At 60.7% G+C, this 14,073-nt stretch carries 14 protein-coding genes and 1 tRNA gene; 7 read left to right on the plus strand and 8 right to left on the minus strand.

Annotated elements, in window-relative coordinates; translation table 11 throughout:
* Positions 1–40: 40 nt before the first annotated feature.
* A complete protein-coding gene (gene trxB / locus J7302_RS02540) occupies positions 41–991 on the minus strand; it encodes a thioredoxin-disulfide reductase (protein ID WP_215369820.1) in 951 nt (316 codons plus the stop codon).
* Positions 992–1,224: 233 nt separating this feature from the next.
* On the opposite strand from trxB, the gene ftsK reads away from it, so the two are divergent.
* From ftsK to cysG, 6 genes are all read left to right on the plus strand, one after another.
* Positions 1,225–3,636 (plus strand): DNA translocase FtsK, encoded by a 2,412-nt coding sequence (gene ftsK, locus J7302_RS02545; RefSeq protein ID WP_215369822.1) that lies wholly within the window; start codon positions 1,225–1,227, stop codon positions 3,634–3,636.
* A 30-nt stretch (positions 3,637–3,666) separates the two neighbouring features.
* Entirely contained in the window at positions 3,667–4,293 is a 627-nt protein-coding gene (gene lolA / locus J7302_RS02550) for an outer membrane lipoprotein chaperone LolA (RefSeq protein ID WP_215369825.1), read from the plus strand.
* Positions 4,294–4,305: 12 nt separating this feature from the next.
* Positions 4,306–5,631, plus strand: a complete 1,326-nt coding sequence (locus J7302_RS02555) for a replication-associated recombination protein A (protein ID WP_215369828.1) — start codon at positions 4,306–4,308, stop codon at positions 5,629–5,631.
* Positions 5,628–6,002 carry a fluoride efflux transporter CrcB gene (gene crcB / locus J7302_RS02560; protein WP_215369831.1) on the plus strand — a complete coding sequence of 125 codons (375 nt, stop codon included), beginning with the start codon at positions 5,628–5,630 and terminating at the stop codon, positions 6,000–6,002. The genes J7302_RS02555 and crcB overlap by 4 nt, the downstream gene beginning before the upstream one ends.
* A gap of 16 nt (positions 6,003–6,018) precedes the next feature.
* Complete coding sequence (serS, locus tag J7302_RS02565; RefSeq protein ID WP_215369833.1) at positions 6,019–7,299, plus strand: serine--tRNA ligase; 1,281 nt, start codon at positions 6,019–6,021, stop codon at positions 7,297–7,299.
* A 123-nt stretch (positions 7,300–7,422) separates the two neighbouring features.
* Positions 7,423–8,817: a siroheme synthase CysG gene (cysG, locus tag J7302_RS02570; protein ID WP_215369836.1), complete on the plus strand. Its 1,395-nt coding sequence runs from the start codon at positions 7,423–7,425 to the stop codon at positions 8,815–8,817.
* Here the strand turns inward: cysG and J7302_RS02575 are convergent.
* The 7 genes from J7302_RS02575 to J7302_RS02605 all read right to left on the minus strand — a co-directional run bounded on the left by J7302_RS02575 (position 8,802) and on the right by J7302_RS02605 (position 13,061).
* Positions 8,802–9,827 carry a glutathione S-transferase family protein gene (locus tag J7302_RS02575; protein ID WP_215369838.1) on the minus strand — a complete coding sequence of 342 codons (1,026 nt, stop codon included), beginning with the start codon at positions 9,825–9,827 and terminating at the stop codon, positions 8,802–8,804. The genes cysG and J7302_RS02575 overlap by 16 nt on opposite strands.
* Positions 9,828–9,911: 84 nt before the next feature.
* Complete coding sequence (locus tag J7302_RS02580) at positions 9,912–10,895, minus strand: glycosyl transferase family protein (RefSeq protein WP_215369841.1); 984 nt, start codon at positions 10,893–10,895, stop codon at positions 9,912–9,914.
* On the minus strand, positions 10,892–11,227 hold the full coding sequence (locus J7302_RS02585) for a TusE/DsrC/DsvC family sulfur relay protein (protein ID WP_215369843.1): 336 nt from the start codon (positions 11,225–11,227) through the stop codon (positions 10,892–10,894). The genes J7302_RS02580 and J7302_RS02585 overlap by 4 nt, the downstream gene beginning before the upstream one ends.
* The gene (gene tusB, locus J7302_RS02590; protein WP_215369845.1) at positions 11,224–11,526 is read right to left on the minus strand and encodes a sulfurtransferase complex subunit TusB; all 303 of its coding nucleotides are present in this window, start codon (positions 11,524–11,526) and stop codon (positions 11,224–11,226) included. The genes J7302_RS02585 and tusB overlap by 4 nt, the downstream gene beginning before the upstream one ends.
* A complete protein-coding gene (gene tusC / locus J7302_RS02595; RefSeq protein WP_215369847.1) occupies positions 11,526–11,882 on the minus strand; it encodes a sulfurtransferase complex subunit TusC in 357 nt (118 codons plus the stop codon). Before tusC ends, tusB begins: the two co-directional genes overlap by 1 nt.
* 1 nt (position 11,883) lies before the next feature.
* Positions 11,884–12,276, minus strand: coding sequence for a sulfurtransferase complex subunit TusD (tusD, locus tag J7302_RS02600; RefSeq protein ID WP_215369849.1), 393 nt, complete (start codon positions 12,274–12,276; stop codon positions 11,884–11,886).
* A gap of 116 nt (positions 12,277–12,392) precedes the next feature.
* The gene (locus J7302_RS02605) at positions 12,393–13,061 is read right to left on the minus strand and encodes a Bax inhibitor-1/YccA family protein (RefSeq protein ID WP_215369851.1); all 669 of its coding nucleotides are present in this window, start codon (positions 13,059–13,061) and stop codon (positions 12,393–12,395) included.
* A 174-nt stretch (positions 13,062–13,235) separates the two neighbouring features.
* Between J7302_RS02605 and J7302_RS02610 the strand changes: the two genes are divergently transcribed.
* Positions 13,236–13,323, plus strand: a tRNA-Ser gene (locus J7302_RS02610).
* Positions 13,324–14,073 lie beyond the last annotated feature (750 nt).

Below are 14,073 nucleotides of genomic sequence, written 5' to 3' on the forward strand. Positions count from 1 at the left end.
GAGGGCAGGGCGGGTCGGTGGCCCGCCACTGCAGAGCCTGTCAGTTGTCGTCGAGGAACTTTTCGGCGTCCAGGGCGGCCATGCAGCCCGAGCCTGCCGAGGTGATGGCTTGGCGGTAGATGTGATCTGCTACGTCGCCGGCAGCAAACACGCCCGGGATGCTCGTTGCCGTGGCGTTGCCTTCGGAGCCGCCCTTGACCAGTAAGTAACCGTCGCGCATTTCCAGTTGGCCGTGGAACAGGTCGGTGTTCGGCTTGTGGCCGATGGCGATGAACACGCCGGCAAGCGCCAATTCCTTGGTTGCACCGTCTGCGGTGCTCTTCAGTCGGACGCCGGTCACGCCGCTGGCATCGCCCAGCACCTCGTCGAGGGTGTGGTTCCAATGCAGGCGGATGTTACCGTTTTCAGCCTTTTCGAACAGCTTGTCCTGAAGGATCTTCTCGGAGCGCAGCTTGTCGCGACGATGGATTAGATGGACTTCCTTGGCGATGTTTGCCAGGTAGAGTGCCTCCTCGACCGCGGTGTTGCCGCCGCCGATCACGCAGACCACTTGGTTGCGATAGAAGAAGCCATCACAGGTCGCGCAGGCGGAAACGCCTTTGCCGGCAAAGGCCTCTTCGGATGGCAGGCCGAGGTATTGGGCTGATGCGCCAGTAGCGAGGATCAGAGCGTCGCAGCTATAGGTGCCGCTGTCGCCCTTCAGGACGAACGGGCGGGTCTGCAACTCTGCCGTATGGATGTGGTCGTAGACAATCTCGGTGTCGAAGCGCTCGGCATGCTTTTGCATGCGCTCCATAAGTGCAGGGCCAGTGAGTCCTTCGACGTCACCGGGCCAGTTGTCAACTTCAGTAGTGGTGGTCAGTTGGCCGCCGGGCTGGATGCCAGTAATGACGACAGGCTTGAGGTTGGCGCGCGCAGCATAGACGGCAGCGCTGTATCCAGCCGGGCCGGAGCCCAGGATGATCAATCGGGAATGCTTGACTTCGCTCATAAAAAGGCCTCATAAGTCTTTGTCACGAAAGAGAATGCATGCTCCAATTGAGCATCACACAAATCGTTGCCGGCTATGCTACACCGAAGCATGAGACAGCGGCAAAACGCTGCGGCCATTGCCCGGCGTGCGTGGCATCGCGCGGCCAAACCCGTACAATGGGCGGCATTTGCGGCCGGCATGATGCCCTCACCGACTCTTGAACGCGCCCAGGGCGCAGGAAAAGACGCGTTTTGAAGAACTCCACGACCAGAGCCCAGACGCCCGTCTGGCGCCAGCAATTGCATTATCGCCTCAAGGAAGGTGCGTTGATCGCGCTGGGCGCACTGTGCCTCTACCTCTGGATGGCACTGCTGACCTACGACTCTTCCGACCCGGGCTGGACGCACACCAGCAACGTTGAGCAAGTGCAAAACGCGGCTGGACGCCTCGGGGCCTGGTTCGCAGACATCCTGTTTATGGCTCTGGGCTATTTCGCCTATGTGTTTCCGCTGCTCCTGGCCGTCAAGACGCTCCAGGTGTTCCAGCATCGCCACGAGCCGATCGACTGGAGCGGCTGGTTGTTCTCCTGGCGGCTCATAGGCCTGGTTTTCCTGGTGCTTTCCGGGGCGGCGCTCGCGGATATCCATTTCCAGGATCATGCAGGGTTGCCAGCCTCGGCAGGCGGTGCGTTAGGCGAAAGCCTCAGCCACCTTGCAGTCGCGGCGCTCAATGTGCAGGGCAGCACATTGCTGTTTTTTGCCTTGTTCCTTTTTGGCCTGACCGTATTCACCGACCTGTCGTGGTTCAAGGTGATGGACCTTACGGGCAAGATTACCCTCGACCTCTTCGAGTTGATCCAGAGCGCGGTGAACCGCTGGTGGAGTGCCCGTGCCGAACGCAAGCAGCTGGTGGCCAAGTTGCGTGAGGTGGAAGATCGGGTAAGTGAGGTCGCAGCTCCGGTGATCGCGGACCGTCGCGAGCAGGCCAAGGTCAAGGAGCGCTTGATCGAGCGAGAGGAGGCGCTGACCAAGCACATGACCGAGCGCGAGAAACGCCCGGCTCCTGTGATCGCTGCGCCGCCACCGCCCAAGCCCACCGAGCCAAGCAAGCGGGTGCAGAAAGAAAAGCAGGCTCCGCTGTTCATCGACTCGGCCGTGGAAGGCACGCTTCCGCCGATTTCCCTGCTGGATGTGGCTGAGAAAAAGCAGAAGAGCTACTCGCCCGAGTCCCTGGAGGCGATGTCCCGCCTGCTTGAGATCAAATTGAAGGAATTCGGCGTTGAGGTTCTGGTGGAGTCGGTTCATCCGGGACCGGTGATCACCCGCTTCGAAATCCAGCCGGCGGCCGGGGTCAAGGTCAGTCGCATTTCCAACCTGGCTAAGGACCTTGCGCGCTCTCTGGCAGTGATCAGCGTGCGCGTGGTGGAAGTGATTCCTGGGAAGACCACCGTGGGGATAGAGATCCCCAATGAGGACCGCCAGATCGTTCGCTTCTCCGAAGTGCTGTCTTCGACCGAGTACGACGATGCCAAGTCCCCCGTCACTCTGGCCCTTGGTCATGATATTGGTGGCAAACCGATCATCACCGACCTGGCGAGAATGCCTCACCTACTGGTGGCTGGTACGACCGGTTCTGGTAAGTCGGTGGGGGTCAACGCCATGATCCTGTCGATCCTGTTCAAGTCCACGCCCGAGCAGGCGCGGATGATCATGATCGATCCGAAGATGTTGGAGCTCTCCATCTACGAAGGCATTCCGCACCTGCTTTGTCCGGTGGTCACTGACATGAAGGAGGCCGCCAACGCGCTGCGCTGGAGCGTGGCCGAGATGGAGCGGCGCTACAAGCTGATGGCCGCCATGGGGGTGCGAAACCTCGCCGGCTTCAACCGCAAGGTCAAGGATGCCGAAGAGGCGGGCACACCGCTGACCGATCCCCTTTACCGTCGCGAAAGCATGGACGACGAGGCGCCGTTGCTGAAGACGCTGCCCACCATCGTCGTTGTAGTCGACGAGTTTGCCGACATGATGATGATCGTCGGCAAGAAGGTTGAGGAACTGATCGCGCGTATCGCCCAGAAGGCTCGTGCAGCCGGCATCCATCTGATCCTGGCGACCCAGCGACCCTCCGTTGACGTGATCACGGGCCTGATCAAGGCCAACATCCCGACCCGGATGGCTTTCCAGGTTTCGAGCAAGATCGACTCGCGCACCATCCTCGACCAGGGTGGTGCCGAGCAGCTGTTGGGCCATGGCGACATGCTCTACCTGCCGCCGGGTACCGGCCTGCCGATTCGCGTGCATGGAGCCTTTGTGTCCGATGACGAGGTGCATCGTGTGGTCGAGGCCTGGAAGCTGCGCGGCGCGCCCGACTACATCGAGGATATTCTGGCTGGCGTGGAGGAGGGTGGTAGCGGCTTCTCCGGCAGCGGCGAAGGTGGCGAAGGCGGTAGTGAAGGCAGCGAGGACGACCCGCTGTATGACGAAGCTGTGCGCTTCGTGGTCGAAAGCCGTCGCGCTTCGATTTCTGCCGTGCAGCGCAAGCTGAAGATCGGCTACAACCGGGCCGCACGCATGATCGAGGCGATGGAGATGGCCGGCGTCGTGAGCGCTATGAACGGCAACGGTTCGCGCGAGGTTATCGCGCCAGCTCCGATGCGCGATTGATTCGAAACCGATTTCTTGACGAGGATTTCCATGCGACTGATCCGCATGCTGCTGGTAGCTGTGTTGGGCCTTGGCGCCCTGCAGGTGCAGGCCGATGACAAGGTGGCCATCAGCCGCCTGACCGAAATGCTGAACAATGCCCAGACCATTACCGGGCGTTTTTCCCAGCTGACCCTGGACGGCTCCGGGACCCAGCTGCAGGAAACCTCTGGCGAACTCTCACTCAAGCGTCCGGGCCTGTTCCGCTGGCACACCGACGCGCCGATGGAGCAGTTGCTGGTTTCCAACGGTGAGAAGGTCTGGCTCTACGATCCGGATCTGGAGCAAGTCACCATCCAGGCCCTCGACCAGCGTTTGACCCATACTCCGGCATTGCTGCTTTCCGGTGATGTCTCGAAGATCAGTGAGAACTTCGACATCACTCACAAAGAGGGTGGCGATGTGGTTGACTTCATCCTGAAGCCCAAGGCCAAGGACACACTGTTCGACACTCTTCGCCTCTCGTTCCGCAATGGCGTGATCAATGACATGCAGCTGATTGACAGCGTCGGCCAGCGCACCAACATTCTGTTCCTCGGGATCAAGATGAATCAGGCGATCGACACCGCCCAGTTCAACTTCAAGGTGCCTGAGGGCGCCGACGTCATTCAGGAATAAGCTGCTTTGCCCATGGACCTGTTCCGCTCCGAACCTATCGCTCAGCCCCTGGCCGCGCGTTTGCGCGCGGCCAGTCTTGACGAGTACGTCGGGCAGGAGCACCTGTTGGCGCCCGGTAAGCCGCTGCGCGAGGCCCTGGAACAGGGGGCGCTTCACTCGATGATTTTCTGGGGGCCTCCAGGTGTCGGCAAAACCACCCTGGCCAAGCTCCTGGCGCAGGTCACCGATGCGCATTTCGAGACTATTTCCGCGGTGCTCTCCGGTGTCAAGGAAATCCGCCAATCGGTGGAGATGGCCAAGCAGCAGGCAGCTCAGTACGGCCGCCGCACCATCCTCTTCGTTGACGAAGTCCATCGATTCAACAAGTCGCAGCAGGATGCGTTCCTGCCGTACGTCGAGGACGGCACGCTTATCTTCATCGGCGCCACGACCGAGAACCCATCGTTCGAGCTGAACAACGCGTTGTTGTCCCGGGCCCGCGTCTATGTGCTCAAAAGCCTGGACGAGCCTGCCCTGCGCAAGCTGGTGGCGCGCGCGCTCAACGAGGACAGGGGGCTCGGCAAGCGGCACCTCAGACTGCCCGAAGAGAGCTTTGCCATCCTGATGGCAGCTGCCGATGGCGATGGTCGTCGCCTGCTCAACCTGCTGGAGAACGCCGCGGACCTGGCCGAGGACGGCGGCGAGATGGGCGTCGAGCTGCTGCAGAACCTTCTGGGTGACAGCCGGCGTCGATTCGACAAGGGTGGTGAGGCGTTTTACGACCAGATATCGGCTCTGCACAAATCGGTTCGGGGCTCTGACCCAGATGCGGCGCTCTACTGGTTTGCGCGAATGCTCGATGGTGGATGCGACCCGCTGTATATCGCCCGCCGGGTGGTGCGCATGGCCAGTGAGGATATCGGTAACGCTGACCCGCGGGCCTTGAGCCTGTGCCTGTCGGCCTGGGATGTCCAGGAGCGCCTGGGCAGTCCCGAGGGCGAGCTTGCAGTGGCCCAAGCCATCGTTTACCTGGCCTGTGCACCAAAGAGCAATGCCGTGTACATGGCTTTCAAGGCTGCAATGCGCGACGCTGCGGAGAACGGTTCGCAGGAGGTCCCGCTGCACCTGCGCAATGCGCCGACCCGGCTGATGAAGGAGCTTGGCTATGGCGAAGAGTACCGCTATGCCCACGATGAGCCCGAGGCCTATGCAGCCGGTGAGGATTACTTCCCCGAGCACCTGGAACCACGTCGTTACTATCAGCCCGTGCCGCGAGGCCTGGAGCTGAAAATTCGTGACAAGCTGCAACACCTGGACGCGCTGAATCGGGCCAGCCCGTGGCAAAGGAGAAAGCCTTGATCGGGCTCATCCTGACAGTTGCTGCCGGCGGCGTAGCCGGAACCCTGTTGCGTTTCGCCACCGGCAATCTCATCGCTGCCTACTGGCCACGTTACTTCTACGCCGGTACCCTTGCCGTCAATATCGTCGGCTGCCTTCTGATCGGTTACCTCTATGGGCTGTTCCTGGTGCGCCCGGACGTGCCTGTGGAGATCCGCTCCGGGCTCATGGTCGGATTCCTGGGTGGCCTGACGACTTTTTCATCCTTTTCCCTCGATACGCTGCGTTTGCTGGAAAGCGGCCAGATGCCTTTGGCAATGAGCTACGTGACGCTGAGCGTATTGGGCGGTCTGCTCGCCACCTGGGCAGGCTTGATACTGACGAAAATCTGATAGACGAGAACCTGACATGCTCGATGCCAAACTGGTCCGTACCCAGACTCGGGAAATCGCGGAACGCCTCGCCACCCGTGGCTTTGAACTGGATGTAGCGCGCCTGGAAGCGTTGGAGAACCAGCGCAAGACCGTGCAGACTCGCACTGAACAGCTGCAGGCTGAGCGCAATGCCCGTTCCAAGTCCATCGGTCAGGCCAAGCAGCGCGGCGAAGACATTGCGCCGCTGCTGGCCGACGTGGATCGCATGGGCAGCGAGCTGGACGAGGGCAAGCGAGAGCTGGAGAACATCCAGGCCGAGCTGGACAACTTGCTGCTGAACATCCCGAACCTGCCGCACGAGTCGGTGCCGGTTGGCGAAGATGAAGGCGCGAACGTCGAGATTCGTCGCTGGGGTACTCCGCGCAGTTTCGACTTCGAGATCAAGGACCATGTGAGCCTGGGCGAGCAGCACGGCTGGCTGGACTTCGAGACCGCTGCCAAGCTCTCTGGCGCTCGCTTTGCCTTGTTACGGGGCCCCATCGCTCGCCTGCATCGTGCCCTGGCGCAGTTCATGATCAACCTGCACACCGCCGAGCATGGCTACGAAGAGGCTTATACCCCCTACCTGGTGCAGGCGCCTGCACTGCAGGGTACAGGCCAGCTGCCGAAGTTCGAGGAGGACCTGTTCAAGATCTCCCGCGAAAACGAAGCCGATTTCTACCTGATTCCCACGGCGGAAGTCTCGCTGACCAACATCGTGGCCGGTGAAATCCTTGAGGCCAAGCAACTGCCGCTGAAGTTCGTTGCGCATACCCCGTGCTTCCGCAGCGAAGCTGGTGCATCTGGCCGCGATACTCGCGGAATGATCCGCCAACACCAGTTCGACAAGGTCGAGATGGTGCAGATCGTCGAGCCGTCCAAGTCCTATGAAGCGCTGGAAAGCCTGACCGGTAACGCCGAGCGCGTACTGCAGTTGCTTGAGCTGCCTTACCGCGTGCTGGCCCTGTGCACTGGTGACATGGGCTTCGGTGCCACCAAGACCTATGACCTGGAGGTCTGGGTGCCGAGCCAGGACAAGTACCGCGAGATTTCGTCTTGCTCCAACTGCGGTGACTTCCAGGCGCGCCGCATGCAGGCGCGCTACCGCAATCCGGAAACCGGCAAGCCGGAGCTGGTGCATACCCTGAATGGCTCGGGCTTGGCAGTTGGCCGGACCCTGGTGGCGGTGCTGGAAAACTATCAGCAAGCAGACGGCAGCATCCGTGTGCCGGAAGCGCTTAAACCCTACATGGGTGGCATCGAAGTCATCGGCTGAGTGCCGGAGCCCCACATTGTGTGAGGCTGATGGAAAGGATCTCCGCCCGCGTTGCGACCTGGTTGCCTGCGGGCGGTTATCGTTGAACTCGCCCTAAACCTGTTAACGCAAGAAGGCCTGTCTATGGATTTCCTACCGCTGTTCCACAATCTACAGGGGCGCCAAGTGCTTGTGGTCGGTGGTGGCGAGGTCGCGCTTCGCAAAGCGCGGCTATTGGCTGATGCAGGAGCCCGATTGCAAGTGGTGGCGCTCGAACTTGACGAGCAGCTCGTGGAGATGGCCATTGCGAGTGGCGGTCAATGTCACCAGCGTGGCTACGATATAGTGGACCTCGATGGCTGCGGCCTGGCTATAGCTGCAAGCGATGACGAGGCCTTGAATGCACAGGTCTCGGCCCACGCCCAGGCGCGTGGCATTCCGGTCAACGTGGTGGATGCGCCGAGGCTCTGCAGCGTGATTTTCCCGGCCATCGTCGACCGCTCCCCACTGATCGTGGCGGTATCCAGCGCGGGCGACGCGCCGGTGCTCGCCCGACTGATCCGGGCCAAGATCGAGACCTGGATTCCTGCCACCTATGGTCAGCTCGCCGGGTTGGCAAAGAAGTTCCGGGACCAGGTGAAGGCATTGCTCCCGAATGTGCAGCAGCGCCGGGTGTTCTGGGAGGAGGTATTCCAGGGGCCCATTGCGGATCGGATGCTATCTGGCCAGGCCGCAGAGGCCGAACGCTTGCTCGCCGAGAAAGTGGCCGGCGGAGCGCCAAAAGCGCTAGGCGAGGTCTATCTGGTTGGCGCTGGCCCAGGGGATCCCGATCTGCTCACGTTCCGCGCACTGCGTCTGATGCAGCAAGCTGACGTGGTGCTCTATGACCGCTTGGTGGCGGCGCCAATAATCGAACTCTGCCGGCGTGATGCGGAGCGGATCTACGTCGGCAAGCGCCGCGCTGATCATGCAGTACCTCAGGACGAGATCAACCGGCTTTTGATTGAACAGGCGAAGCTCGGCAAGCGCGTGCTTCGCCTTAAGGGCGGTGACCCGTTCATTTTCGGCCGTGGCGGCGAAGAAATCGAAGAACTGGCGGCCAATGGCATTCCTTTCCAGGTGGTCCCGGGGATCACGGCGGCGTCCGGTTGCTCGGCCTATGCTGGGATACCACTGACCCATCGCGACTATGCCCAGTCCGTTCGCTTTGTCACCGGTCACCTGAAGGATGGCAGTTGCGATCTGCCATGGGCCGATCTCACCGCCCCGGGCCAGACGCTGGTGTTCTACATGGGGCTGGTCGGGTTGCCGATGATCTGCGAGCAGCTGGTCAAGCATGGACGCTCGGTGGATACGCCCGCCGCACTCGTCCAGCAGGGCACCACCAGCAAGCAGCGAGTCTTCACCGGCACCTTGGCCAATCTGCCGAAGCTGGTGGCTGAGCATGAGGTCCATGCCCCGACCCTGGTGATTGTCGGCGAGGTGGTGACATTACGCGACAAGCTGGCCTGGTTCGAGGGCGCTCAGGGCCATGCCTGAGCTTGACTCAGCGCCGGCCGCACTCTGAGCCCTGGCGGCAGATGATCGCGATCATGCGGAGCCTCGAACGTCTGTGCGGGCCCCAAAGGGATCACGCCGGTCGGGTTGATGGTGCGATGGCTCGCGTAGTAGTGGCCTTTGATATGGACGAAATCCACCGTCTCTGCCACGCCTGGCCATTGGTACAGCTCTCGAAGCCAACCTGACAGGTAGCGATAGTCAGCGATCCGCTTCAGGTTGCACTTGAAGTGGCCGTGATATACAGCGTCGAAGCGGATCAGAGTAGTGAACAATCGCCAGTCTGCTTCAGTGATGTGCTCGCCTGCCAAGTAGCGTCGACGTTCCAATAAGGCGTCCAAATAGTCGAGCTCCTCGAACAGTGTCTGGAATGCCTCCGCATAGGCCGCTTGTGTCGTGGCGAAGCCTGCGCGGTAGACACCGTTGTTCACTGCCGGGTAGATCCGCTCGTTCAGGGCATCGATCTCGCCCCGAATTGACTCGGGGTAGAAATCCAGCCGGTTGCCGGTGAGGTGGTCGAAGGCACCGTTGAACATGCGGATGATTTCAGACGACTCGTTGCTGACGATACGACCCGACTGTTTGTCCCAAAGCAAAGGCACCGTGACACGGCCGCTGTACTCGGGGCTATCCAGGGTGTAGCGCTGGTGGAGGAAGCCCAGTCCATCCAGCTTGTCGCCCGTTGAGCCGAAGTCCTGGTCGAAGGTCCAGCCATTTTCCAGCATCAGCCAGCTGACGACTGAGACATCAATGAGTGACTCCAGGCCTTTGAGCTTGCGGAATATCAGGGTTCGATGGGCCCAGGGGCAGGCCAGTGATACATAGAGGTGGTAACGACCAGCTTCGGCCGGAAATCCGCCGATACCTGAAGGTCCAGGTTCACCGTGAGGGGTTATCCAGTTACGCCGACGGGCGCTTTCTCGCTGGAAGCGTCCATCCCTGGCGGTGTCGTACCACTTGTCATGCCATTTACCGTCAACGAGCAGGCCCATGAGCTGTCTCCGAAATTGTGTTCGGTCTCAGTCTATCGGGCGCTGCTCGATGAAAAAGCGCAAATAACCGGGCTTAACTATCGATCAGACTGATCTCTTGCGGGTATCCCAGCGACGCTGGGCTTCCTCGAAGGCCTGTTCGCGTTCGTAGCCTAGGCCGCGCAGGGCAAGCGCCATGGTGGAGATGACAGCAAGACGGCCGTAATGGTCTTCGGCCTCACCATTCCATACGGTTACCAATTGCGCGGCGTCCAAGCGCTCTGGTTTGACGTGACGTTGGGGGGAGAGTGCCGGCCATTCCTCATCCCAGGCCTCGCCAGCGGTGGTGCCGTAAAGGTGGCACGTACCGTCGGGATTGACCTCGATCTCGCCGCCTTCGCCCTTGATGACAATGGCGTGGTCACCTAGCAGTTGGCTAGCTTCGCGATGGACCGCCTGGTAGCCGGGGTGGAAGATGCTCTGCAGCCCGCAGCGAGCCTGGAGCGGATTGAGGATGCGCGCCAATGAGTGAATCGGTGAGCGGAGCCCGAGCGTGTTGCGCAGGTCGATCATCCGCTGAAATTGGGGCGCCCAGGCGCTGAGTGGTATGAAGGCCAGTCGACGTTCGTCCAGGGCTTCGGCGACCTCCGTCCAGTCCATGCACAGTGGTATATCCAGCAAGTCCAGCAGCTGCTCGCTGTAGAGGCGCCCTGCGGTGTGGGCTCCGCCGCCGTGGAGCAGGATGCGAACTCCGGACTCAGCCAAAGCCCTCGCGGCGAGCAGGTACCAGGGCAGGTGGCGTTTCTTGCCGGCGTAGGTGGGCCAGTCGAGGTCCACGGCAATTTCGGGTGCTGAGTTGCGTTGGCGGAAGGCTTCAGTGAAGCCGGCCAGTTCCTCCGCATTTTCTTCCTTGTGCCGCAGCAACATCAGGAAGGCGCCGAGCTGCGTATCTTCAACCGCGCCATCGAGCAGCATGCCCATGGATTCGCGGGCTTCTTCGCGGGTCATGTTGCGGGCGCCGCGCTTGCCCTTGCCGAGGATGCGCACGAATTGGGCGAAGGGATGTTCTGGAGGAGTGACGAGGTTCATAGGCAATTGGTCGGTTTCGGCAGGCCGGCGAGCTTGGCGGCAAGCTTGGCCGGGGCGCCCTTGAAGAGGCGGTTTAGGTGGAGGCTGTTGCCCTTTTCCGGGCCGAGCTTTTGCGCGACGTATTTGACCAGCGGGCGGTTGGCCGGCGAGAGCTGGAACTCCGCATAGAACCTGCGCAATAGCTCGATAATCTCCCAATGCTCCGGCTGCAGCTCCAGCTCTTCTCGTTCAGCCAAAGCGCTGGCGACAGCTGGGTTCCAGTCCCCGAGTTCCTGCAGGTAACCGTCCTTGTCCAGCGCGATGCTATGGCCGTCGATCAATAGTTCGTTCATAGCCAGCTGTTGACCTTGTCGTAGTGGCAGCAGAGGTCGACGAAGGCGGGGTAATCCAGAACTTGCAGGCGTGTCGGCAGATCCCGAATGGCGCGTGCTTCGAGGTCTTCAGCCAATGCATGCAAGGCAATGTGGTCGGGCATCAGCTCCAGGGCCTGGCGGGGGTTGCTGCCAGGCTGCAGGGCATAGACGGCATCGCCGGTAAGCAGCAGAGCATCCTGTGGCCCCAGCAGGCGCAGGCAGCTGCCTAGTCGGCCGTCAGTGAACGGGGAGTGAGAAAGCATGTGCAGGGTGGCCATCAGAGTGTGATCACCTGGTCGTAGCGGTCGATAAGGGCGGTGAGTGCACTGTCGTCCAGCACGTCCACCGCAAGGTTCAAGGTGGCCGCATCGAGTCCACGCTCTTGCAGGCTCTGTGCCGATACGTAGAGCGACTCTACACCGAAAAGCGGCAGCGCCTGGAGGTTGGCGGTAAGGTCTTTCTGCTGCAGGGAACCTGGCTGTTGGCTGGCCACCAGCTGGAAGACGCCATCATCGAGGAACAGCATGCCCAGCGGCAGGTCGAAGGCGCCGCCGGCCAGGGCGATGTCCAGGGTCTCGCGAGCGCCAGGCCCGGTCCAGGGGGCCTGGCGGGTAATGATCAGCATCGACTTCATTTCAATTGCCCCCGAAGCAGACCAGGCGGTCCGCCAGTTGCGCTGCCTCGTGCAACTGGCCGAGGCCGGACAACTCCCAGCCCTCGGCCAGATTGGCGGCGGGTCTGTCGTAGCGTTGCGCCTCTTTGGAGTTGAGTACGCCCCGACGTAGCGCTGCAGCAATGCAGACGATGCCATCGAGTTGGTGCTCGCGGACGAAACGGCTCCACTCCGAGGAAAAGTCCAGCTCGTCCTGCGATGAAACCACGTTGGCTGACGCGCTGTGCACGCCTTCCTGGTAGAAGAACAGGCGCACGATTTCGTGACCTCCCTCCAGCGCTGCCTGGGCAAAGCGCAGGGCGCGCCGGGAGGAGGGCGCGTGGGGCGGAGCGAAGAGGGCAATGGCGAATTTCATGGACGCTTCGAAAGTACGATTGGGAACAAATGGAATGATACGGCAGACGTTGCCATTTGCCGTTGCAGAGACAGAAAAAAGCCCGCCGAAGCGGGCTTTTCTGCTTGCGCTGTCGATCAGTCGTCGCTGCTGAATACACCAATCAACTGCAACAGACTGATGAACAGGTTGTAGATCGACACATACAGACTGATGGTGGCCATGATGTAGTTACGCTCGCCACCGTGGATGATCGCGCTGGTCTGGAACAGGATGCAGACCGAGGAGAAGACCACGAAGCCTGCGCTGATCGCCAGCTGCAAGCCGCTGATGTTGAAGAACAGGCTCACCAGCGTTGCTCCAATCAGGACGAAGAAGCCCGCGGTGATGAATCCACCCAGGAAACTCATGTCCTTGCGGGTGGTCAGCACATACGCGGACAGGCCGAAGAACACCAGCGCTGTCATGGCGAATGCGGAGCTGACGACCTCGCCACCATTGGGCATGCCCAGGTACATGTTGAGGATTGGGCCAAGGGTGTAACCCATGAAACCGGTCAGGGCGAAGGTCGAAACCAGGCCCCAGGCGGAATCACGCAGCTTAACCGTCAGGAAGAACAGGCCATAGAAACCGATCAGCACCACGAAGATGCTTGGGTACGGTACGCGCATCTGTTGAGCGACGTAGGCAACCAGACCGCTGAAGGCGAGCGTCAGGGCCAGAAGACCGTAGGTATTGCGCAGGACGCGGCTGACCTCCAGCTGTTCGGCCTGGGCCTGGTTGAGGGCGTAGTTCTGTTGGTTCATCGCGACACTCCCGAAATTGGATTTCCGTGACCTCAGTCAGGGAATGAGCATAACAGAGAGCCTTGAATGTTGAATTGCAAGAGTTTGACAGCGTGTTGCGTTCCGGTACTATGGCGGCCCGCGCAAGCGGAGGTTTCAAAGCAGCGATGTTGAGAGCCTCTGTACGACGCATTTGGAAGCGTGGCCGAGTGGTTTAAGGCAGCGGTCTTGAAAACCGCCGACGGGCAACTGTCCTAGAGTTCGAATCTCTACGCTTCCGCCATATTTTGACGTCAAAAGCCCCGTAGATAGGGGCTTTTGCGTTTCTGGGCTGCTGGTAGCCATCTCGCTCCTTTGCCTGGTTCCTGATCATGTCGAAGCCTAACCACTTAACCGCTGGTTCGCTCAGTGCGCCGGTGCGGCGCATCGATTCGACCACCTCCTTCAGTCGGCCGGCAAATTCTGCTCGCCGGGTTCGATTGCCGCTGCCTGGGGTGCCCGGTACAACGGTTTGCCGACAACTTTGAACAGCGCGCCCTGTTTGGCAGATCCATGATCATTGGCAGGTAATTGATAGCAGCGTTCATCTCCTCGCCGTCCCCATCCTCCCGCGCGGCGAAGGCGTCATTCGTCTCCGGGGCTGTGATCACCAGTGGGAGGTCGATCAGGTAGGCGACTGGTTCCGTGCCAGTTGATGCTCGAAGCATGGCCCTGTGCCTGAGCGCCATCGTTGGTTTTACTCAGCACGAGGCTGTCGGCGAGTTATCTTCGCGTCGACATTTCTGGCATCTGCGGGACGTCAAATAGCTGGCAGAGCCGGTCGCGTTCCGAGCCTTGTTTTCTGGTTTGCGGGTTCAGACATGTTTCCTGGAAACGCTTGCCTGAGATCTGGGCGTCGAGTCAGCCTCGTTACACCTCCAGGTCGATTGAAATACGTCTATTTAGCGGCTTTCAGGTCTGTCCGACAGACGAGCCAAAACGCCGACGGCTGATGATTTACATTTTGATACAAATGCATTTAAGTCGTGTTATT

This window comes from Metapseudomonas boanensis (genome assembly GCF_018704125.1).
GTDB classification, from domain to species: Bacteria; Pseudomonadota; Gammaproteobacteria; order Pseudomonadales; family Pseudomonadaceae; genus Metapseudomonas; species Metapseudomonas boanensis.

Coding starts and splice junctions, on each gene's coding strand:
- J7302_RS02605 (WP_215369851.1), bottom strand. CDS start 13,061: ATGAACCAACAGAACTACGCCCTCAACCAGGCCCAGGCCGAACAGCTG.
- J7302_RS02585 (WP_215369843.1), bottom strand. CDS start 11,227: ATGAACGAACTATTGATCGACGGCCATAGCATCGCGCTGGACAAGGAC.
- lolA (WP_215369825.1), top strand. CDS start 3,667: ATGCGACTGATCCGCATGCTGCTGGTAGCTGTGTTGGGCCTTGGCGCC.
- tusD (WP_215369849.1), bottom strand. CDS start 12,276: ATGAAATTCGCCATTGCCCTCTTCGCTCCGCCCCACGCGCCCTCCTCC.
- J7302_RS02575 (WP_215369838.1), bottom strand. CDS start 9,827: ATGGGCCTGCTCGTTGACGGTAAATGGCATGACAAGTGGTACGACACC.
- tusC (WP_215369847.1), bottom strand. CDS start 11,882: ATGAAGTCGATGCTGATCATTACCCGCCAGGCCCCCTGGACCGGGCCT.
- J7302_RS02580 (WP_215369841.1), bottom strand. CDS start 10,895: ATGAACCTCGTCACTCCTCCAGAACATCCCTTCGCCCAATTCGTGCGC.
- serS (WP_215369833.1), top strand. CDS start 6,019: ATGCTCGATGCCAAACTGGTCCGTACCCAGACTCGGGAAATCGCGGAA.
- tusB (WP_215369845.1), bottom strand. CDS start 11,526: ATGGCCACCCTGCACATGCTTTCTCACTCCCCGTTCACTGACGGCCGA.
- cysG (WP_215369836.1), top strand. CDS start 7,423: ATGGATTTCCTACCGCTGTTCCACAATCTACAGGGGCGCCAAGTGCTT.
- trxB (WP_215369820.1), bottom strand. CDS start 991: ATGAGCGAAGTCAAGCATTCCCGATTGATCATCCTGGGCTCCGGCCCG.
- J7302_RS02555 (WP_215369828.1), top strand. CDS start 4,306: ATGGACCTGTTCCGCTCCGAACCTATCGCTCAGCCCCTGGCCGCGCGT.